This is a genomic window from Pseudomonas sp. XWY-1, from assembly GCF_002953115.1.
Classification (GTDB): Bacteria; Pseudomonadota; Gammaproteobacteria; order Pseudomonadales; family Pseudomonadaceae; genus Aquipseudomonas; species Aquipseudomonas alloputida.
In genome coordinates this window covers 323544-343362 of the sequence record NZ_CP026332.1, presented here as the reverse complement: position 1 = coordinate 343362, position 19819 = coordinate 323544, and the positions used below count along the sequence as shown (strand labels likewise).

Genomic DNA, 19819 nt, shown 5'->3' with positions numbered 1-19819 from the left:
TTACTTTTTTGTCTTCCCCCACCTAAGTGGATAAAAATCGACCACAGCACAACTACAAAAATGCCTGGATCGATCAATGGCCAACCCACCCAGCTCTAACCCCGCCCAGCTTCGCCGTGTTCTCGGCCTCCCCGCCCTGGTGTTCTTCGGCCTGGTGTACATGGTCCCGCTGACCATTTTCACCACCTACGGCATCGTCACCGAACTTACCGGTGGCCGCACCGCCGGCGCCTACCTGGTCACCCTGGTGGCCATGCTGTTCACCGCCGCGTCCTACAGCTTCATGGTCAAGCGCTTCCCGGTCGCGGGCTCGGCCTATTCCTACACCAACATGGCCTTCGGCCCCAATGTCGGCTTCCTGGCCGGCTGGTCGCTGTTGCTGGATTACCTGTTCCTGCCGATGATCAACTACCTGCTGATCGGCCTGTTTCTCAACATTGCGTTCCCCGCAGTGCCTGCCTGGGCCTTCGTGCTCGCATGCATCGCTTTGGTGACAGTGCTGAACGTGGTCGGTATCAACTCGGTGGCCAAGACCAGCAACCTGATCGTCGGCGCGCAGATCGTGTTCATTGGCGTGTTTGTCGCGCTGTCCTGCCAGACATTGGCTGGCCAGCCGCTCGACCTGCTGTCGCCGCTAATCGGCGATGGCAGCAAACCTGGCTTTGGCCACCTGATGGCTGGCGCAGCGGTGTTGTGCTTGTCGTTCCTGGGCTTCGACGCCGTATCGACCCTGGCCGAAGAATGCCGCGACGCACGCCGCGACGTGCCACGGGCGATCATCCTCACCACCCTGTTCGCCGGGTTGCTGTTCACCGTGCTGGCTTACGTCAGCCAGTTGGTGCTGCCAGGCAGCAGCTTCGCCAATGCCGATGCAGCGGCCAACGAAGTGATGTTCAAGGCTGGCGGGCAGTTTCTCACCAACTTCTTCACCGCTGCTTATGTGGCGGGCAGCCTGGGTTCGGCGCTGGCCTCGCAGGCCGCGGTGTCGCGCATCCTGTTCACCATGGGGCGTGACAACGTGCTGCCACGGCGCAGCTTTGGTTACCTGTCGCCGCGCTTTGGTACGCCGGTGTTCGCCATTGCGCTGGTGTCGGCGTTCTCGCTGCTGGCGCTGGTGATCGACCTTTCTACCCTCGCCTCGCTGATCAGCTTTGGTGCGCTGGTGGCGTTTTCGGCGGTGAACCTGGCGGTGGTGAAAACGCACCTGATGGATGATGCCTCGCAGCGCAACTTCAAAGGCCTGCTGAGCTATGGTCTGGTGCCGCTGGTAGGGCTGGGGTTGACCTTGTGGCTGTGGACCAGCCTGTCGGCGCTGACGCTGGTGATTGGCCTGTGCTGGTTTGCCTTGGGCCTTGCGTACCTGGCAGTTCTGACAGCGGGCTTCCGCCGCCCCGTCCGCCTGGTGGATTTCTCCGAAGCTGTCTGACCTGATGCAATTTCGCTTTTGTGGGGGCAGCCCTTTCGCGACGCAAGCCGCCCCTACAGCACTCAGCCCATGGCTTGAGGGCTGTCGCTAGAATCCTCAGACCGAAGGCTGGGCCAATGGCGCTGGGGTAGTCCACAAACTCCCCAGATTCTGCAACAACGACCCGGCAATGCCCTGCTGCCCCAGATACTGCAGAATCAGTGGCGCAAACTGCCCGATCATCCCGGTATCCATCCCCAGCGCCTTGAACGCATTGTCCAGGTCGCTACGGTTTTCCACGTTGTTGCCCAGTGCGTTGCTCAGCGCTGACTGGCTCTCGCTGTTCTTGCCGAGCAAATCCCCCAAACCACTCAACCCGCCCAGCGCATTTGCACCGGCCAGCAGGTCCAGGCCCGGCACCGCCTTGGTCAGTTGCCCATAGTCATCGCTGCTAAGGTTGTTGCGCGCCAGCCCCAGCATGGCTCCTGCTCCGCCTACCGCCTGTTCGGGGGTGATGTTCAGCTGGCTGCCCAGGGTGTTGAGCAGATTGGCCTGCGCTTCGGGTGCCTGTACCTGGCCCTGCTGTTGCTGGTTCTGCATGGCGGACACGGCGTTGGCGGCGTCGCTGAGGTTGAAGGCGAACACCGGGCTTGCAGCCAGGGTCATCAGGGTTGCCAGGGTAATTGCTTTCATCGGAAGGGACCTCGTTGGCCGGGATGGCCAAGTAAACGATTGCTTTGACTGATTGTTACAGGGTTTGTTCCGAACTGCCTGTCACCTGACAAATTTGCCAGTTGTGACCCTATGCACATTAGCGCAGATTGAGAATCTCAAATCGTCTCAGAGGCATCAGAAAATGACGAGCAACGTGAGTAACGAGACAATAGCGCCGGCGGCGTCATGTACAAATGAGCAGCCAAGAATAACGGAGGACGGGATCACATTCTTTTATAAAAATCGTAACTTAGCAAGCTTCATATCTACAAATTACAGTGGTCGGATAGTAGCAGAACAAAACATAAAACTGGCGCAATTAGATCAAGCACAGACAGCCAAAATAATGTCGGTAGATCGAGCTAACTCCGTACTCGGCATAGGCCATGGCTCGATGAAATATTCACCCTATGGCTATATTGAAAGCGACAGCCTGTCAACATTACTCGCATTCAGCGGACAGCGCTTCGATAGGGTTCTCCAAGGATATGTATTGGGCAATGGCTATCGAACATACAACCCAAGACTACGGCGATTTACTAGCCCTGACACACTTAGCCCCTTTGAGGTCGGAGGATTGAATCCTTATGCATATTGTTTGAACGACCCTATCAACAATATCGATCCATCTGGGCACAAGGCATTCAATCTATCTAAGTCATTTAAAAATCTTTTTGGACGAAAAGCCAAAAAAATTGAACGTATCAATAATTACAATAAGTCTGCCACCGACTTCAACAACGAGCGCAAAGAGATGGGACTACTCGACCCATTTGACGAAGAAGGAAATCTTGATATTTATAGATTATATAGGAATAGAAATTTAATCAATAAAATGCCTTCAAAACCCAGCCAAACACTATCAGGAAAAGATAAGGCCTATGCCGCCAAGCATGAAAAAACCCTCGAAGATATCAGTAATGACCAAATCCCCTATTTGAAGCAATCGAAAGATCTAATAAAAGAGCATTCAATCGAATTAGATAAAATTGCAAAAGATGTAGAATACTGGAAGCCTTCGCAGGGTGCGCAACAAAATAGAAACATTCGAAGCACCGCATCCACGCCAAGCCACTTTTGGTTCAACAGCAAACGAACAGATAAGTACGACTAGCAAACTCATGTCAAGCCATTATCAATGAGAGCGTGCAACACTTAAGGCAGCGGCCCTTTCGCAGCGCAAGGCTGCATCTACAGTGCGCCAGTGCGGACTTTGATCAGTTATATATAAAAAAGCCCCTCAAATTGAGGGGCTCTTGTCAGACAACTGCTTTTTACGCAGCACCCCACATCTTGTGCGGGTCGATCACAAACTTCTTAGGCACACCCGCATCAAACTCGCCATACCCTTCCGGCGCCTGATCCAGGTTGATCACCTGCACACCTACAACCTCAGCAATGTTGATGCGGTCCCACATGATCGCCTGCATCAACTGGCGGTTGTATTTCATGGTCGGGGTCTGGCCGGTGTGGAAGCTGTGCGACTTGGCCCAGCCCAGGCCAAAGCGGATGCTCAGCGCGCCGATCTTGGCAGCGGCATCCACCGCGCCTGGGTCTTCGGTTACGTACAGGCCCGGGATACCGATGTTGCCGGCCACGCGGGTCACTTGCATCAGCGAATTCAGCACGGTGGCCGGGGCCTCGTGCTTGGCACCTTCGTGGCCATGGCCACGGGCCTCGAAGCCGACGGCGTCGACAGCGCAGTCCACTTCCGGCTCGCCGAGGATGTCGACGATCTGCTCGTGCAGCGGGGTGTCCTTGGACAGGTCGACCACTTCGAAGCCTTGCGACTTGGCATGGGCTAGACGGGCCGGGTTGAGGTCACCGACGATCACGCAGGCGGCGCCCAGCAGGCGCGCCGAGGCCGCGGCGGCCAGGCCGACCGGGCCGGCACCAGCAACGTAGACAGTGCTGCCTGGGCCAACGCCAGCAGTCACGGCACCGTGGTAGCCGGTGGGCAGGATGTCGGACAGGCAGGTCAGGTCACGGATCTTTTCCATGGCCTTGTCGCGCTCAGGCAGCTTCAGCAGGTTGAAGTCGGCGTAGGGCACCAGCACGTATTCGGCCTGGCCGCCGGTCCAGTCGCCCATGTCGACGTAGCCGTAGGCACCGCCGGCACGGGCCGGGTTTACAGTGAGGCAGACACCGGTGTGCATCTCTTTGCAGGAGCGGCAGCGGCCGCAGGCGACGTTGAACGGGACTGATACCAGGTCGCCGATCTGCATGCGCTCGACGTCGCGGCCCTTCTCGACGATTTCACCGGTGATTTCGTGGCCCAGGACCAGGCCGACCTGGGCAGTGGTGCGGCCACGGACCATGTGCTGGTCAGAACCGCAGATGTTGGTGGAGACCACCTTCAGGATGACGCCGTGTTCGATTTTCTTGCCGCGCGGGTCCTGCATTTTCGGGTAGTCGATGTGTTGCACTTCGACCTTGCCGGCGCCGAGATATACCACTCCACGATTGCCAGACATTGCTTGTACCTCGCTTGATTATTATTTATGCAGCGTTGGTTGAAGCACCGCCATCCGTGGGCGGCATGTACTACTGGAATGCAGGGAATTGTGGGCCGGATGGCGCCGGACGCACTGACTGGAAGCGACAGGGAGATGCCTTTTAGCGGCAGGGGTGTCGTTGGGGAATATGGGCAAACGGAGGGGCGGCCTGTGCGGGCCTCTTCGCGGCTAAAGCCGCTCCTACGGGGGACCGCATCAACCCGAGGGCTGTGCTGTACCTGTAGGAGCGGCTTTAGCCGCGAAGAGGCCGGTACCGGTTATTACAGAACGACAGTCCGGTTGGCGTTCAGGAACACTCGCCGCTCGATGTGATAACCCACCGCCCGCGCCAGGGTCAGGCATTCGATATCCCGCCCTTTGGCAATCAGGTCTTCGGGATAGTGACTGTGATCCACCACCTCGACGCCTTGGGCAATGATCGGCCCTTCGTCCAGGTCGTTGTTGATGTAGTGCGCCGTGGCACCAACCATTTTCACGCCCTTGTTGTACGCCTGGTGATAAGGCTTGGCGCCTTTGAAACCCGGCAACAGCGAGTGGTGAATATTGATCGCCCAACCATCCAGACGGCGGCAAAGCTCAGGCGACAGCACCTGCATATAGCGGGCGAGGATAACCAGCTCGGCACCGGTCTCCTCGATCACCTGCAGCACCTTGCGCTCTTGCCCCGGCTTGTCCTTGGGGTCGAGGGCGAAGTGGTAGTAAGGGATCTTGTGCCACTGCGCCAGCGGTTCGAGATCAGGGTGGTTGGACACCACCGCGACCACATCCATGCCCAGTTGGCCAATACGCTGGCGATACAGCAGGTCATTCAGGCAATGGTCAGCCTTGGACACCATGATCACCACCTTGGGGCGGTGGTTGGGTGCGGTCAGCTCGAAAGCCATGCCGAACGCTTCGCTGCGCTCGGCGAGGCCGGCCCGGAAGCCTGCCTCGTCGAAATCGTCCGGCTGGCGGAACTCGACGCGAATGAAGAAGCGTCCCGACTGCCGGTCATCGAAGGAGTGGTGCTCCGTCACGTAGCAGCGCTGCTCGAAGAGGTAACGCGTCACCACGTCGACGGTGCCGAGCATGCTCGGGCAGTCGGCGGTGAGAATCCAGGTATCCGGTGCCCGACTCATGTTCTTGCTCCTTAGGCTTCGATGCTCAGGCCGTATTCGGCAGAAGCGTCCTGCAGCCACAGCCACCAGTAGTCGGCGAAGCTGCGGCGAATCACCAGCTCCCAGGTGTCTTCTGCAGTGCGGCGGATCACCAGTTGCGACTTGGCGAACACGGTGCCCACGGCCTTGCCCACCGGGAAGTTGTTCGGGTGAACATCATAGCTGGTGGACTTCATCAGCACGTCGCGCACGTTCGGGCCGCGCAGTTCCAGCAGGCTTTGCCCGCCACTGACATTGACGACCTGAATGTGCTGGCCTTCAAGGGCCGCACGCAGCTTTTGCTCCGCTGCCAGCTCCTGGCCGCCGGGCACGATCAGCAGCCACTCATCTGGGCCGACCCATTGCAGCGACATGTCCTTGTTGGCGACCACGGTCAGCGCCACGGGCAGCTCCAGGCCAAGGGCCTTGTGCACGCCGGCGGCGAATTCCGGGTTGTGGCCATCACCGCGCAGGGTGAGGTGGCCGAGGAACTTGCGTTCACGCAGGGTCACGCCTGCGTTCTTGCGGCCTTTGCCTACCAGGCTGGCCAGGTCGGCATGGTGCAGTGGCGACTGGGCTTTGGCCTCGGCGCCGGGGTTTTGCTGGAAGACGTTGATAGCGCTCATTTCTTACCTGCCTTGAATTCTGGATTCGACCACGATGCCTGCGGGAGACGGCCATCCTGTGGGAGCGGGCATGCCCGCGAATGCGATGTTGAATTCACCGCCCTCTTCGCGGGCACGCCCGCTCCCACAGAGACCTCATTCCACGCCTGGCACCGGTTGGACCGGGGGCCTTAGACGTTCTGCCGCTCACCCTTCGGATCGAAGAACACCGAAGACACGATTTCCGCCTCGATCACGCTGCCATCTGCCTGCGGCGAGTAGACACGCTCGCCCATGCGCTTGAGGCCGCCTTTGACCACACCCATGGCGAACGAGTAGCCCAGGGAGTTGGACGCGTAGCTGGAGGTGACGTGGCCGACCATGTCCATCGGGATCGGCTGTTTCGGGTCGAACACCAACTGGGCGCCTTCCGGCAGCCACTTGGTCGGGTCGACCGGCTTCAGGCCCACCAACTGCTTGCGGTTCTCACGTACGCAGTCTTCGCGGTTCATGCCACGCAGGCCGATCCACGAGAACGGCTTGTTGCGGCCAACGCACCAGCTCATGTTCAGGTCGTCCGGGTTCATCGAACCATCGGTGTCCTGGCCAACGATGATGAAGCCCTTTTCTGCACGCAGTACGTGCATGGTCTCGGTGCCGTACGGGGTCAGGTTGTACTTCTTGCCGGCCTCGATGATCTGTTCCAGCACGCCCATCGCGTAGTTGGCCTGCACGTTCACTTCGTATGACAGCTCGCCGGTGAACGAGATACGGAACACGCGGGCCGGCACGCCACCGACGTTGCCTTCCTTCCAGGTCATGAACGGGAAGGCTTCCTTGTCCATGTCGATGTCGGTCAGCTCGCTCAGCAGCTTGCGGCTGTTAGGGCCGGACAGGGTCATGGTGGCCCAGTGGTCGGTGACCGAAGTGAAGTACACCTTCAGCTCTGGCCATTCGGTCTGGTGATACAGCTCCATCCACTGCAGCACGCGGGCAGCGCCGCCGGTGGTGGTGGTCATGATGAAGTGGTTGTCGCCGACGCAGGCGGTTACGCCGTCGTCGAAGACCATGCCGTCTTCCTTGCACATCAGGCCGTAGCGGGCCTTGCCCACGTCGAGCTTGGTCCAGGCGTTGGTGTAGATGCGGTTGAGGAATTCGCGCGCGTCCGGGCCCTGGATGTCGATCTTGCCCAGGGTCGAGGCGTCCAGCAGGCCCACGCTGTCGCGCACGGCCTTGCATTCGCGAGTCACGGCAGCATGGATGTCTTCACCGGCTTTCGGGAAGTACCACGGGCGCTTCCACTGGCCGACGTCTTCGAACTCGGCGCCGTTCTTCACGTGCCAGGCATGCAGGGCAGTGAAGCGCACGGGCTCGAACAGGTGACCACAGTGACGGCCCGCTACCGCGCCGAAAGTGACCGGCGTGTAGTTGGGGCGGAACATGGTGGTGCCCATTTCCGGGATGGTGATGCCGATCGAACGGGCGGCGATGGCCAGGCCGTTGATGTTGCCCAATTTGCCCTGGTCGGTACCGAAGCCCAGCGCGGTGTAGCGCTTGACGTGCTCGACCGACTCGAAGCCTTCACGGGTGGCCAGCTCGATGCCGGCGGCGGTCACGTCGTTCTGCTGGTCGACGAACTGCTTCGGCCCCTTGGTGCCTTTGTCGTGTGGCACCAGGAACAGTGCCACAGTGGCCTCTTCCTTGCGCGCAACGGTTTTTGGCAGGGTGCCGACAGTGGCCTTGAAACCGGCCTCGGTGGCTGCGCGGACGCCGCCTTCGAAGCCATCGGCAATCACATCGCCCAAGGCATACACGCCGTTGATACCACCGACGCACTCACGCTTCTGCGGCGCATCGCCCGGCACGAAGCCAAGGATATCGTCACGCCATACCGGGCGACCGCCCAAGTGCGAAGCCAGGTGCACGATCGGGCTGTAACCGCCCGAGGACGCGATCAGGTCGCACTCGAGGACTTCGCCTGGGCTGGTGACTTTGTGCGCCTGCACATCGATCGCCGCCACACGGGCGCCGGTGACGTGCTTGCTGCCTTTGGCCTCGACCACGGCGCTGGAGGTGAGGATGCGAATGCCTTTGGCACGCGCTTCTTCAACCAGCGAGCCACGTGGGTTGTGGCGGGCGTCGGCGATGGCGACCACTTGCAGGCCTGCGTCGTGCCAGTCCAGCGCGGCGCGATAGGCGTGGTCGTTGTTGGTCGACAGTACCAGCTTGCGGCCCGGCGCCACGCCATAGCGGCGAACATAGGTGGAAACAGCACCGGCCAGCATGTTGCCCGGCACGTCGTTGTTGCCGTACACCAGCGGGCGCTCGTGGGCGCCGGCAGCCAGTACCACGCGCTTGGCGCGAACGCGGTGCACGCGGTGGCGAACCTGGCCAATCGGGGCGCGGTCGCCGAGGTGGTCGGTGAGGCGCTCGTGAATGGTCAGGAAGTTATGGTCGTGGTAGCCGTTGACCGTGGCACGTGGCAGCAGGGTCACTTCCGGCAGGCCTTCCAGCTCTTTGACCACGGCGTTGACCCAGTCGGCAGCAGGCTTGCCGTCGAGGGTTTCGCGGGTGTCGAGCAGGCTGCCGCCGAACTCTTCCTGCTCGTCAGCCAGGATCACGCGGGCACCGCTACGCGCAGCGGCCAGTGCGGCAGCCAGGCCAGCAGGGCCGGCGCCGACGATCAGCACGTCGCAGTGCCGGTTCATGTAGTCGTAGCTGTCAGGATCGTTCTGCAGCGGCGCACGGCCCAGGCCGGCGGCTTTACGGATGTACTTCTCGTAAGTCATCCAGAACGATTTGGGGTACATGAAGGTTTTGTAGTAGAAGCCCGGCGGCATCATGCTGCCGCCAACCTTGCCGAGGATGCCCATGACGTCGTTGTTGACGTTCGGCCAACCGTTGGTGCTGGTGGCGACAAGGCCCGCGTACAGTGCCTGTTGGGTGGCGCGCACGTTGGGGATCTGGGTAGCTTCGCTGGAGCCGATCTGCAGGATGGCGTTCGGCTCTTCGGTACCGGCGGCGATGATGCCGCGCGGGCGCGAGTACTTGAAGCTACGGCCGACAATGTCGACGCCGTTGGCCAGCAACGCGGCGGCCAGGCTGTCACCGGCATAACCCTGGTAGGTCTTGCCGTTGAAGGTGAAGTTCAGGACCTTGCTGCGGTCGATACGGCCGCCGCTGGCGAGGCGATAGGTCTGGCTCATACTTTTTCCCCTTGGCCTTTGACGGTCGACGCGGCGCTGGTGGCTTTGCCGCTGGCGGTCACTTGCGGCTTCTCGCCAATCTTGTAGGTTTCCAGAATTTCGTAGGTCACGGTGTCACGGGTGACGTTGAAGTACTGGCGGCAGCCGGCAACGTGGTCCCACAGTTCATGGTGAATACCGCGCGGGTTGTCACGGTAGAACATGTAGGTACCCCACTCCTCGTCGGAGCAGGCGTTAGGGTCCAGCGGGCGGGCGATGTGCGCCTGGCCAGAGGCGTGGAACTCTTCTTCGGAGCGCAGCTCGCCGCAGTGGGGACAGAAAATATGCAACATGACGGTGTCTCCGGTTAGTGGGCGACGGCGGCGGCGCCGTGTTCGTCGATCAGTGCGCCGTTGTAGAAACGGTCCATGGAGAACGGCGCGGCCAGTGGGTGCATTTCGCCCTTGGCCAGGCTCGCGGCGAAGACGTTGCCCGAACCCGGGGTCGCCTTGAAGCCACCAGTACCCCAACCGCAGTTGAAGAACATGTTCTTGACCGGGGTTTTGGTGATGATCGGGCAGGCGTCCGGCGAGGTGTCTACGATGCCGCCCCACTGGCGGTTCATGCGAACACGCGACAGGTTGGGGAACATCTCGACGATGGCCTGCAGGGTGTGCTCGATCACCGGGTACGAACCGCGCTGGCCGTAGCCGACCCAGCCGTCGATACCGGCACCGATCACCAGGTCGCCTTTGTCGGACTGGCTGATGTAGCCGTGTACGGCGTTGGACATGATCACGCTGTCGATGATCGGCTTGATCGGCTCGGATACCAGCGCTTGCAGCGGGTGCGATTCCAGCGGCAGGCGGAAGCCGGCCAGCTTGGCCATGTGCCCGGAGTTACCGGCGGTGACCACGCCGACGCGCTTGGCGCCGATGAAGCCTTTGTTGGTTTCCACACCGATGACCGCGCCGTTTTCCTTGCGGAAGCCGATCACTTCGGTTTGCTGGATCAGGTCGACGCCCAGGGCGTCGGCAGCGCGGGCGAAGCCCCAGGCCACGGCATCGTGACGGGCAACGCCGCCACGGCGCTGTACGGTGGCGCCGAGGATCGGGTAGCGGGTGTTCTTCGAGCAGTCCAGGTAGGGGATTTCGGCCGCAACCTGGGCAGTGTTCAGCAGCTCGCCATCCACGCCGTTGAGGCGGTTGGCGCTGACCCGACGCTCGGAGTCACGCATGTCCTGCAGGGTGTGGCACAGGTTGTAAACGCCGCGCTGGGAGAACATCACGTTGTAGTTGAGGTCCTGGGACAGGCCCTCCCACAGCTTCATGGCGTGCTCGTACAGGTGCGCCGACTCGTCCCACAGGTAGTTGGAACGCACGATGGTGGTGTTACGGGCGGTGTTGCCGCCGCCCAGGTAGCCCTTCTCGATCACGGCGACGTTGGTGATGCCGTGCTCTTTGGCCAGGTAGTAGGCCGTGGCCAGGCCATGGCCGCCACCACCGACAATGACCACGTCGTAAACCTTTTTAGGGGTTGGCGTGCGCCACATGCGCTGCCAGTTTTCGTGGTGGCTGAGGGAGTGCTTGAAAAGGCCGAAGCCCGAGTAACGTTGCATGGTGTGTGACTCCACTCAGCGGTAGACAGGGAAATCTGCGCACAGGGCCGCGACGTTCTTCGCCACATCGGCTTCGACGTCTGCGTCACCGAGGTTGTCGAGGATGTCGCAAATCCAGCCAGCCAATGCCACACACTGGGCGACCTTGAAGCCGCGGGTGGTGACGGCCGGGGTGCCGATACGCAGGCCCGAAGTGACGAACGGCGACTGCGGGTCGTTCGGCACGGCGTTCTTGTTGACGGTGATATGCGCACGACCCAGGGCGGCGTCGGCGTCTTTGCCAGTCAGGCCCTGACGGATCAGGCTGACCAGGAACAGGTGGTTGTCGGTGCCACCGGAAACCACATCGTAGCCACGGTCGATGAACACCTGGGCCATGGCCTGGGCGTTTTCGATCACTTGCTGCTGGTAGGCCTTGAATCCAGGCTCCAGCGCTTCCTTGAAGCACACCGCCTTGGCAGCGATCACGTGCATCAGCGGGCCACCCTGGGCACCCGGGAATACAGCGGCGTTCAGCTTTTTCTCGATCTCTTCGTTCGACTTGGCCAGGATCAGGCCGCCACGCGGACCGCGCAGGGTCTTGTGGGTAGTGGTGGTGACCACGTCGGCGAACGGGATCGGGTTCGGGTACAGGCCAGCGGCAACCAGGCCGGCAACGTGGGCCATGTCGACGAACAGCAGTGCGCCCACCTTGTCGGCGATGGCGCGGAAGCGTGGGAAGTCGAGGGTCTTGGAGTAGGCCGAGAAACCGGCAACGATCATTTTCGGTTTGTGCTCGACCGCCAGGCGCTCGACTTCGTCGTAGTCGATCAGGCCGGTGTTGGTGTCGATGCCGTACTGGACTGCGTTGTACAGTTTGCCCGAGGACGACACCTTGGCGCCGTGGGTCAGGTGACCGCCGTGGGCCAGGCTCATGCCCAGGATGGTGTCACCGGCTTGCAGCAGGGCCAGGTAGACCGCGCCGTTGGCCGACGAGCCGGAGTGCGGCTGGACGTTTGCGTAGTCGGCACCGAACAGCTGCTTGGCGCGCTCGATGGCCAGGGCTTCTACCTTGTCTACGTGCTCGCAGCCACCGTAGTAACGCTTGCCAGGGTAGCCTTCGGCGTACTTGTTGGTCAGGCCGCTGCCTTGGGCCTGCATGACGCGCTTGCTGGTGTAGTTCTCCGAGGCGATCAGCTCGATGTGATCTTCCTGGCGCTGTTCTTCGGCATTCATCGCCGCCAGCAGTGCATCGTCGTAACCCTGGATCTGGTCTTGCTTGCTGAACATTGTGTATCTCCCGGCAGCGATCGTTTTTTGTCGTGGGGCACTGTGGCCCTTTGTGGCGATGTTATGACTGGTGGGGTCGGGTCAGATGCCTGCGCACGCCTTGCAATGGCGCGTTTACGACATTCTCTTTGTGCCGCCCATGCGGGCCCCTTCGCGGGCGCGCCCGCTCCCACAGTGATTGGCGTTTGCAGGACCATTGTGGGAGCGGGCGCGCCCGCGAAGAGGCCGGCACAGTAATGAACAGAAATCGCTGCACGGGTTGTATAGGCAAGTGCTGAATCGATGGTTTAGAGTGCTGATCTGCGTCGTTCACAGGACCGTGCCATGACAGACAAGAGCCAACAATTCGCCAGCGACAACTATTCCGGCATCTGCCCCGAAGCCTGGGCGGCGATGGAAAAAGCCAACCGCGGCCACGACCGCGCCTACGGCGACGACCAGTGGACCGAGCGTGCATCGGAGTACTTCCGCAATCTGTTCGAAACCGACTGCGAAGTGTTCTTCGCTTTCAACGGTACCGCGGCCAACTCCCTGGCCCTGGCGTCGCTGTGCCAGAGCTACCACAGCGTGATCTGCTCCGAGACCGCCCACGTCGAAACCGACGAATGCGGTGCGCCGGAGTTTTTCTCCAACGGCTCCAAGCTGCTGACAGCGGCCAGCGTCAACGGCAAGCTGACGCCACAGTCTATTCGTGAAGTGGCGCTCAAACGCCAGGATATCCACTACCCCAAGCCGCGCGTGGTGACCATTACCCAGGCCACCGAAGTCGGCACGGTGTACCGCCCCGACGAGCTGAAGGCGATCAGCGCCACCTGCAAGGAGCTGGGCCTGAACCTGCACATGGACGGCGCACGCTTTACCAACGCCTGTGCTTTCCTGGGCTGCAGCCCGGCCGAACTGACCTGGAAGGCCGGTGTGGATGTGCTGTGCTTTGGCGGCACCAAGAACGGCATGGCGGTGGGCGAGGCAATTCTGTTCTTCAACCGTCAACTGGCCGAAGACTTCGATTATCGCTGCAAGCAGGCCGGGCAGCTGGCGTCGAAAATGCGCTTCTTGTCGGCGCCATGGGTCGGGCTGCTGGAAGGTGGCGCCTGGTTACGCCATGGCAACCACGCCAACCATTGCGCGCAGCTGCTGGCATCGTTGGTCAGTGACCTGCCGGGGGTAGAGCTGATGTTCCCGGTGGAGGCGAACGGGGTATTCCTGCAGATGCCGGAGCACGCCATCGAGGCGCTGCGGGGCAAGGGCTGGCGCTTCTATACCTTTATCGGCAGCGGTGGCGCGCGCTTCATGTGCTCGTGGGATACCGAAGAAGCGCGGGTGCGAGAGCTGGCGGCGGATATCCGCGCGATCATTGGTGGCTGAGCGAGTGCTGGGGCCGCCTTGCGGCCCCGGCGATCTAGAGCCTGAACCCACCCATCTGCCGCGCCAGGTCATCAGCCAACCCACGCAACGCCTGGCACTCCTCGCGGCACCCTTGCACCTCCGCCGCCGTCTCACGCGCCAAATCGGAAATCCCCTGCACCGTCCGGTTTATTTCCTCGGTCACAGCCGACTGCTCCTCGGTAGCCGTGGCCACCTGATGGTTCATGTCGCTGATGTGCTCTACCTGGTCGGTAATCGCGCTCAGTGATGCCCCGGTGCGCTGGCTCGATTCCACGCCACTGCCGGTCGCCTGCTGCCCTGCCTGCATTGAACTCACCGCCGAACCTGCACCTAGCTTCAGGCGCTGGATCATCTGCTGCACTTCATCGGTGGACAGTTGTGTGCGCCGGGCCAGCGTACGTACTTCATCGGCCACCACAGCGAACCCGCGCCCCATCTCCCCTGCCCGCGCGGCCTCGATGGCAGCGTTCAACGCGAGCAGGTTGGTTTGCTCGGAAATGCTGCGGATTACCGCGAGCACTTCATCGACCGAGGCGACTTCGTCGGCCAGCTGGCTAACCGCATCGGCCGCCTTGCCGATGTCGCCCGACATGCCCTCGATGCCACGAATGGATCGTTGCACCACCTCGCGGGCCTGCAACGCCTCGTCTCGTGCCGACTGCGACGCCTGGGCCGCATCGCCGGCATTGCGGGCGATGTCCTGCACGGTCAGGCCCATCTCGTGTACAGCAGTGGCGACCATTTCGGTCATCTCCTGCTGGCGCCCGGAGCGCTCGGCGGTGTTGTCCACCACCTGGGTTACCTGCTCCACGGCCCGCCGCAGCCGCTCGGAGGTATTCAACACCTCGCCGATCAGGCTGCGTTGGCTGTCCAGGAAGCGGTTGAAACCACGGGCCAGGTCACCCAGCTCATCCTGACGCGAATCGTCCAGGCGGTGGCTGAGATCACCCGCTCCACTGCCAATCTGAACCAATGCGGCGGTAACGCGGCGGATCGGCCGCACCAGGCCACGCGCCAGCAGTACCACCAACAGCAGCGACACCAACGCGACGGCGCCACCGATCAGGCTGGTCAGCCAGACGGCCTGATGCATTTGCGCGTAAATTTCCGACTCTGGCACTTCGGCCACAAGGGTCCAGTTGAGGTCGCGCAGCGGCAGGCCCAGCGCCAGGTAGCGCTCACCGTCACGGCTGAAGCGGCTGCTACGCAGGCTCTCGCCTCCGGTCATGACGCCTTTGGCTGCGTCCGCGCCAAGCTGCTCGGCAAGCTGGCGCTTGCCACTGAAGGCAGCATCGGGATGCACCTGGATCAGGCCATCGTTGCGCACCAGGAACACCTTGCCGTGCTCGCCAAAGCTGAAGTCGTGGATCAGCTTCGATAACTCGGTCATGCGCAGGCCCATGCCGGCCACACCCACCAGCTTGCCTTCCTTTTCCACGCGATAGTCGATGAACAGAGCCAGTTCGCCGGTGGCACCATCGATGTCGATGTTGATGAAGCGCTCGGCGCCGCTGTCGATGTAACCGTAAAACCACTTGTCCTTGGGGTTGCTGCGGCTGAGGGTGCGGTCCAGGCCGTTCTCGTTGTAGTAGTGGCCGGTTTCGGTCGAGGCGAACAGCGCAGTGAAGGCGTGGTTGCGCTGTTTGGCGGCGGCCAGGTATTCGATGAATTGGGGTGCCTGCGCGGGATCTTCACCGGCAGCAAGCCAGTCGCGCAGCAGGGTGTTACCGGCAATGTCCGCGGCAGCGACCAACGGTTGGCCCAGCATGCGCTCGATGTCGTTGCGGATGGCTTCGATGCTGGCTGGCAGGGCAGTGTCGACCAGGTAGCGGTCGGTGAGGCGGTTCAGCGCCACAGTGAAGATAATGACCACCACCAGGATGCTCGCCAGCAGGGCAGCGCCCATGCTGGTGATCAATTGCAACTGGATGCTCTTACGCCAGATACGCATGCCCCTACTCCCCGCACATTATTGTTTTGCGGAAAGTGTATACACTTGCGTATCCAGTTAATCCAGTGATCTGAGGCAATCAGATGCACCCTGTAGGAGCGGGTTTACCCGCGAATGCGGTGTTGAAGCCACTGACGCATTCGCGGGTGAACCCGCTCCTACGGGGGGGCGGTGTACGGGCTTATTGTTGAGCGATGGCCGCACGATGGCATCCACCGTGGCGTCGATCTGCGCTTGAGTTCGCGCAAGGGTCTGCTGATGCCTGTAGGAGCGGGTTTACCCGCGAATGCGATGTTGAAGCCACTGACGCATTCGCGGGTGAACCCGCTCCTACGGGGGGACGGTGTAAGGCCTTATTGCTCAGCGATGGTCCGCACGATGGCATCCACCGTGGCGTCGATCTGCGCTTGAGTTCGCGCAAGGGTCTGCTGATGCTCCTTCTGCAGTTCAACCTGCTTGGAGCACAGGTTAAGGGCAGCCAGCACCAGCAGTTTGTCACCGATCAAGGTCGGGTACTGACGCTTGGTCTCGTTAAGGGCTTTGTTGAGCATCCGTACCGCCTGGGCCAGGGTTTCTTCCTGGCCTTCGGGCGCCTTGATCGAATAGTCGATGCCGAGGATCGACACGACATTGATCGGCTGCTCCTGCAGTCTCATGCGCCAACAACGCCCGCGCTGGCGCGCTCGACCAGGGCCTGGATGCGTGCTGCGGTAGCGCCGTTCTTCTCTTCCTGCTCCATCAGCGACAGCTGCAGGGTTTCGTTCTCTTCCTTGGCCTGGGCCAGTTCCTGGCCAAGGGCGGTGTTCTGCTCGATGAGTTGAGCGTTTTTCTGCATCAGGTCGCTGACCAGTTGCTCGATTTGATTCAGGGAAGCTTCCAGCATGGGTCTATCTCAGGTTGTTGCGAGGGGCACACACGATAAAGAAAAGTGCGCCCTATCGCCATTAAATATCGGATTCATAAGGTGTCGAACCCGCAGATTGACAGGGTAATCGACCCCTTGTTCCGACCTGGATCAACCGCCGGTCAGGAAAAGGTCAGCGGTTGCACCATTTTCCCCGAACGCATTCAAGACTAGCCAGTCACGACCGATAGCCCGGCAAGTCATGTTTTGTCGCTCTTTCCCCACTTGCCTGGATCCTCCTCTCCATGTCCCTACGCAACATGAATATCGCCCCGCGCGCGCTTCTCGGCTTCGCGCTCATCGGCCTGCTGATGCTCGGCCTTGGTATCTTCTCCCTGGTGCAGATGGGCAACATCCGCCAGGCGGGCGTTGCCATCGAGCAAGTCAGCGTGCCCAGCATCAAGATCCTCGACGAACTCACCGCGCTGAACCTGCGCATGCGCACGCTTTCCTACCGCCTGCTGCTCAACCGCGAGCCGGCAACCCAACGCGATACCCTCGATCTGCTGGACCAGCGCAACAGCCAGATCGACCGTGCACGCCAGGCCTACCTGCCAATGATCGTCGCCGCCGACGAACAGGCAGCATTCGACCAGTACGGTCAGTTGCTCAACCAGTACCGCCAGTTGGAATCGCGCATGCGCACACTGAGCCAGGCCGACCGCCTGGATGAATTGCGTGACCTGCTCAACCGCGACCTGCTGGCCAACTCCGAGCAGATCAACAAGGTCATGGACACCTTGGTACGCATCAACACTGACCAGACTCGCGCCACCAACGAAAAAGCCGCCAACCAGTATGCCGGCGCTTTCGCTCTGGTGATCGGCCTGCTGGTTGCCGCCACCGTACTGACCTTCGCCTGTGCTTTCCTGCTGACCCGCAGTATCGTCAAGCCGATCGAAGAAGCGCTCAAATGCGCCGAGCAAGTCGCCGACGGCGACCTGACCCACGTCATCCGCGCAGAGGGCACCGACGAAGCCGCCCGGCTGTTGCGCGCCATGGCGCGCATGCAGGACAAGCTGCGCGACACCTTGCAGCAGATCGCCGGCTCCGCCACCCAGCTGGCCTCGGCGGCAGAAGAGTTGAATGCCGTCACCGACGAAAGTGCCCGTGGCCTGCAGCAGCAGAACAATGAGATTGAACAGGCCGCCACAGCAGTCACCGAAATGACCAGTGCGGTGGAAGAAGTGGCGCGCAATGCCGTGAGCACTTCAGAAGCCTCCAGTGAAGCCAGCCGCTCCACCGGTGATGGTCGTGACCTGGTGATGGAAACCGTGGGTGCGATCGAGCGCATGAGTGGTGATGTGCAGGCCACCGCCAAGCTGATTACCCACCTGGCAGAACAGTCGCGCGACATTGGCAAGGTGCTCGACGTGATCCGTGGCCTGGCCGACCAGACCAACCTGCTGGCACTCAACGCAGCCATCGAAGCCGCGCGGGCCGGTGAAGCGGGCCGTGGTTTTGCCGTGGTCGCCGATGAAGTGCGGGCATTGGCCCATCGTACCCAACAGTCGACCAGCGAAATCGAGCGCATGATCGGCAGCATCCAGGGCGGTACGGAAGAGGCGGTAGAATCGATGCGCACCAGCACCGAGCGTGCGGAGTCGACACTGAACATCGCCCGGGGCGCAGGCATGGCACTGGACACCATCGCCGGCGCGGTGGCGCAGATCAACGAACGCAACCTGGTGATTGCCAGTGCGGCGGAAGAGCAGGCCCAGGTAGCGCGGGAAGTGGACCGCAACCTAGTGAACATCAATGACCTGTCGGTGCAGAGCGCTACCGGGGCACATCAGACCAGCGCAGCGAGTGCCGAGCTGTCGCGCCTGGCGGTAGACCTCAATGGCCTGGTAGCCCGGTTCCGCACCTAGAAGCATTCGCGGGCACGCCCGCTCCCACACGGTTCACCGCAGTCCTGAAGATAGCGATGACCCTGTGGGAGCGGGCGTGCCCGCGAAGAATCCAGACTGGCCACTGGATCAGTAATCGATCCGCACATCCCCTTTCGGCACGCTGCAGCACGACAGGATGTAGCCCTCGGCTTCGTCCTCTTCGGTAATCCCGCCGTTGTGCTCCATCTCCACCTCGCCGCCCAGCTTGAGCACCTTGCAGGTGCCGCAGATGCCCATGCCGCAGGCTTTCGGGATCATCAGGCCAACCTTGGCTGCCGCCGCATGCACGGTCTCGCCCGGGGCGATGCGGATGCTCTTCTCGCTGCCGATGAACTCCACCAGATTGAGGTCGGAAACGTCCAGCTCCGGTGCATCGGCCGCCTGCTCGGCGTGCTCCACGGCATCGGCCTTGGCTTCCGCCGGCGTCGCGCCGAACGACTCCTCGTGGTAATTCGCCATGTCGAAACCGACCGCTTCGAGCAGGCGCTTGACCGCTGTCATGTACGGCGTCGGGCCGCAGCAGAACACCACGCGCTCCATGTAGTCCGGCGCGATCAGTTCCATCAGCCGCTGGTTCAGGTAACCGCGGTAACCCGCCCACGGCTCGCCCAGGCCGTGCTTTTCGCAAATGATGTGCAGGCTGAAGTTGGGGATGCGCGAAGCCATCTGCTCCAGCTCGCGGTGATAGATGATGTCCTTCGGCGAACGGGCGCTGTGCACGAACACCATGTCGACATTGGCGTTGGTGTCGTAGAACCAGCGCGCCATCGACATCACCGGGGTAATGCCCACGCCACCCGACAGGTACAGCACCTTGCCCGACGGGAAGTCGATGGCGTTGAACAGGCCCACAGGGCCGTGCACCGGCAGCTCGAGGCCTTCGTGCATGGTGTCGTGCAGGAAGTTGGAGACCAGGCCGCCCGGCACGCGCTTGACGGTGATCGAGAAGCTGTAGGGCACTGACGGCGAACTGGAGATGGTGTAGGACCGCATCACGGGCTTGCCTTCGATCTCCAGCTCCAGGGTGACGAACTGCCCTGGCTTGAAGAAGAACATGATCGGCTGGTCGGCCATGAAGCAGAAGGTGCGCACGTCCCAGGTCTCCTGGATGACCTTGACGCAGCGCACAATGTGGCGGCCGTTGGCCCAGGTCTGGGTAGTGACCGGATTGAGGAAGGTATCGGACATGTTCATCTCCAGCGGCCGACTATGGCCCTTTTCATGGCTGCGATAATGCG

At 61.5% G+C, this 19819-nt stretch carries 16 protein-coding genes and 1 pseudogene; 4 read left to right on the top strand and 13 right to left on the bottom strand.

The annotated features are described in order from the left end of the window. Positions 1-76: 76 nt before the first annotated feature. Positions 77-1426 (top strand): APC family permease, encoded by a 1350-nt coding sequence (locus tag PRJ_RS01570; protein ID WP_104960631.1) that lies wholly within the window; start codon positions 77-79, stop codon positions 1424-1426. Between the two features lie 96 nt (positions 1427-1522). Here the strand turns inward: PRJ_RS01570 and PRJ_RS01565 are convergent, their stop codons facing one another. Further along, a complete protein-coding gene (locus PRJ_RS01565; RefSeq protein ID WP_064490905.1) occupies positions 1523-2098 on the bottom strand; it encodes a DUF2780 domain-containing protein in 576 nt (191 codons plus the stop codon). A gap of 175 nt (positions 2099-2273) precedes the next feature. On the opposite strand from PRJ_RS01565, the gene PRJ_RS01560 reads away from it, so the two are divergent. Continuing rightward, entirely contained in the window at positions 2274-3233 is a 960-nt protein-coding gene (locus PRJ_RS01560; RefSeq protein ID WP_223843568.1) for an RHS repeat-associated core domain-containing protein, read from the top strand. Between the two features lie 160 nt (positions 3234-3393). On the opposite strand, the gene fdhA is transcribed toward PRJ_RS01560, so the two are convergent. The 7 genes from fdhA to PRJ_RS01525 all read right to left on the bottom strand — a co-directional run bounded on the left by fdhA (position 3394) and on the right by PRJ_RS01525 (position 12448). Next, positions 3394-4593: a formaldehyde dehydrogenase, glutathione-independent gene (gene fdhA / locus PRJ_RS01555; protein ID WP_011953256.1), complete on the bottom strand. Its 1200-nt coding sequence runs from the start codon at positions 4591-4593 to the stop codon at positions 3394-3396. A 302-nt stretch (positions 4594-4895) separates the two neighbouring features. Continuing rightward, positions 4896-5753: a formyltetrahydrofolate deformylase gene (gene purU / locus PRJ_RS01550; RefSeq protein ID WP_016714526.1), complete on the bottom strand. Its 858-nt coding sequence runs from the start codon at positions 5751-5753 to the stop codon at positions 4896-4898. 11 nt (positions 5754-5764) lie between these two features. Further along, complete coding sequence (locus PRJ_RS01545) at positions 5765-6397, bottom strand: sarcosine oxidase subunit gamma (protein ID WP_003255677.1); 633 nt, start codon at positions 6395-6397, stop codon at positions 5765-5767. Between the two features lie 170 nt (positions 6398-6567). Continuing rightward, positions 6568-9582, bottom strand: a complete 3015-nt coding sequence (locus PRJ_RS01540; protein ID WP_104960630.1) for a sarcosine oxidase subunit alpha — start codon at positions 9580-9582, stop codon at positions 6568-6570. Further along, the gene (locus PRJ_RS01535; RefSeq protein ID WP_010951682.1) at positions 9579-9914 is read right to left on the bottom strand and encodes a sarcosine oxidase subunit delta; all 336 of its coding nucleotides are present in this window, start codon (positions 9912-9914) and stop codon (positions 9579-9581) included. The genes PRJ_RS01540 and PRJ_RS01535 overlap by 4 nt, the downstream gene beginning before the upstream one ends. A gap of 14 nt (positions 9915-9928) precedes the next feature. Then, entirely contained in the window at positions 9929-11179 is a 1251-nt protein-coding gene (locus PRJ_RS01530; RefSeq protein ID WP_003255680.1) for a sarcosine oxidase subunit beta family protein, read from the bottom strand. A 15-nt stretch (positions 11180-11194) separates the two neighbouring features. Next, positions 11195-12448: a serine hydroxymethyltransferase gene (locus PRJ_RS01525; RefSeq protein ID WP_003255681.1), complete on the bottom strand. Its 1254-nt coding sequence runs from the start codon at positions 12446-12448 to the stop codon at positions 11195-11197. 324 nt (positions 12449-12772) lie between these two features. On the opposite strand from PRJ_RS01525, the gene PRJ_RS01520 reads away from it, so the two are divergent. Further along, positions 12773-13813 carry a low specificity L-threonine aldolase gene (locus PRJ_RS01520; protein ID WP_104960629.1) on the top strand — a complete coding sequence of 347 codons (1041 nt, stop codon included), beginning with the start codon at positions 12773-12775 and terminating at the stop codon, positions 13811-13813. A gap of 34 nt (positions 13814-13847) precedes the next feature. Here PRJ_RS01520 and PRJ_RS30585 read toward each other — a convergent pair whose 3' ends face one another. The 4 genes and pseudogenes from PRJ_RS30585 to PRJ_RS01500 all read right to left on the bottom strand — a co-directional run bounded on the left by PRJ_RS30585 (position 13848) and on the right by PRJ_RS01500 (position 16668). Beyond that, on the bottom strand, positions 13848-14552 hold the full coding sequence (locus tag PRJ_RS30585; protein WP_370688745.1) for a methyl-accepting chemotaxis protein: 705 nt from the start codon (positions 14550-14552) through the stop codon (positions 13848-13850). 159 nt (positions 14553-14711) lie between these two features. Beyond that, a pseudogene (gene mcpH, locus PRJ_RS30580) lies at positions 14712-15740 on the bottom strand (methyl-accepting chemotaxis protein McpH); the annotation flags it as partial. 398 nt (positions 15741-16138) lie between these two features. Continuing rightward, positions 16139-16441 carry a cell division protein ZapA gene (locus PRJ_RS01505; RefSeq protein WP_003255684.1) on the bottom strand — a complete coding sequence of 101 codons (303 nt, stop codon included), beginning with the start codon at positions 16439-16441 and terminating at the stop codon, positions 16139-16141. Then, positions 16438-16668 (bottom strand): hypothetical protein, encoded by a 231-nt coding sequence (locus PRJ_RS01500; RefSeq protein WP_003255686.1) that lies wholly within the window; start codon positions 16666-16668, stop codon positions 16438-16440. The genes PRJ_RS01505 and PRJ_RS01500 overlap by 4 nt, the downstream gene beginning before the upstream one ends. A 266-nt stretch (positions 16669-16934) precedes the next feature. Here PRJ_RS01500 and PRJ_RS01495 point away from each other — a divergent pair, with 266 nt between their 5' ends. Continuing rightward, positions 16935-18560: a methyl-accepting chemotaxis protein gene (locus PRJ_RS01495; RefSeq protein ID WP_003255688.1), complete on the top strand. Its 1626-nt coding sequence runs from the start codon at positions 16935-16937 to the stop codon at positions 18558-18560. Between the two features lie 108 nt (positions 18561-18668). Here the strand turns inward: PRJ_RS01495 and gbcB are convergent, their stop codons facing one another. After that, positions 18669-19769, bottom strand: coding sequence for a glycine-betaine demethylase subunit GbcB (gene gbcB / locus PRJ_RS01490; RefSeq protein ID WP_014589387.1), 1101 nt, complete (start codon positions 19767-19769; stop codon positions 18669-18671). Positions 19770-19819: the final 50 nt, after the last annotated feature.

What these genes read in the sequence shown, in the direction of transcription:
- fdhA (WP_011953256.1), bottom strand. Translation starts at nt 4,593, where the DNA reads ATGTCTGGCAATCGTGGAGTGGTATATCTCGGCGCCGGCAAGGTCGAA.
- PRJ_RS01545 (WP_003255677.1), bottom strand. Translation starts at nt 6,397, where the DNA reads ATGAGCGCTATCAACGTCTTCCAGCAAAACCCCGGCGCCGAGGCCAAA.
- PRJ_RS01520 (WP_104960629.1), top strand. Translation starts at nt 12,773, where the DNA reads ATGACAGACAAGAGCCAACAATTCGCCAGCGACAACTATTCCGGCATC.
- PRJ_RS01565 (WP_064490905.1), bottom strand. Translation starts at nt 2,098, where the DNA reads ATGAAAGCAATTACCCTGGCAACCCTGATGACCCTGGCTGCAAGCCCG.
- PRJ_RS01495 (WP_003255688.1), top strand. Translation starts at nt 16,935, where the DNA reads ATGTCCCTACGCAACATGAATATCGCCCCGCGCGCGCTTCTCGGCTTC.
- PRJ_RS30585 (WP_370688745.1), bottom strand. Translation starts at nt 14,552, where the DNA reads ATGGGCCTGACCGTGCAGGACATCGCCCGCAATGCCGGCGATGCGGCC.
- PRJ_RS01525 (WP_003255681.1), bottom strand. Translation starts at nt 12,448, where the DNA reads ATGTTCAGCAAGCAAGACCAGATCCAGGGTTACGACGATGCACTGCTG.
- PRJ_RS01530 (WP_003255680.1), bottom strand. Translation starts at nt 11,179, where the DNA reads ATGCAACGTTACTCGGGCTTCGGCCTTTTCAAGCACTCCCTCAGCCAC.
- PRJ_RS01500 (WP_003255686.1), bottom strand. Translation starts at nt 16,668, where the DNA reads ATGCTGGAAGCTTCCCTGAATCAAATCGAGCAACTGGTCAGCGACCTG.
- PRJ_RS01540 (WP_104960630.1), bottom strand. Translation starts at nt 9,582, where the DNA reads ATGAGCCAGACCTATCGCCTCGCCAGCGGCGGCCGTATCGACCGCAGC.
- PRJ_RS01570 (WP_104960631.1), top strand. Translation starts at nt 77, where the DNA reads ATGGCCAACCCACCCAGCTCTAACCCCGCCCAGCTTCGCCGTGTTCTC.
- purU (WP_016714526.1), bottom strand. Translation starts at nt 5,753, where the DNA reads ATGAGTCGGGCACCGGATACCTGGATTCTCACCGCCGACTGCCCGAGC.
- PRJ_RS01535 (WP_010951682.1), bottom strand. Translation starts at nt 9,914, where the DNA reads ATGTTGCATATTTTCTGTCCCCACTGCGGCGAGCTGCGCTCCGAAGAA.
- PRJ_RS01505 (WP_003255684.1), bottom strand. Translation starts at nt 16,441, where the DNA reads ATGAGACTGCAGGAGCAGCCGATCAATGTCGTGTCGATCCTCGGCATC.
- gbcB (WP_014589387.1), bottom strand. Translation starts at nt 19,769, where the DNA reads ATGTCCGATACCTTCCTCAATCCGGTCACTACCCAGACCTGGGCCAAC.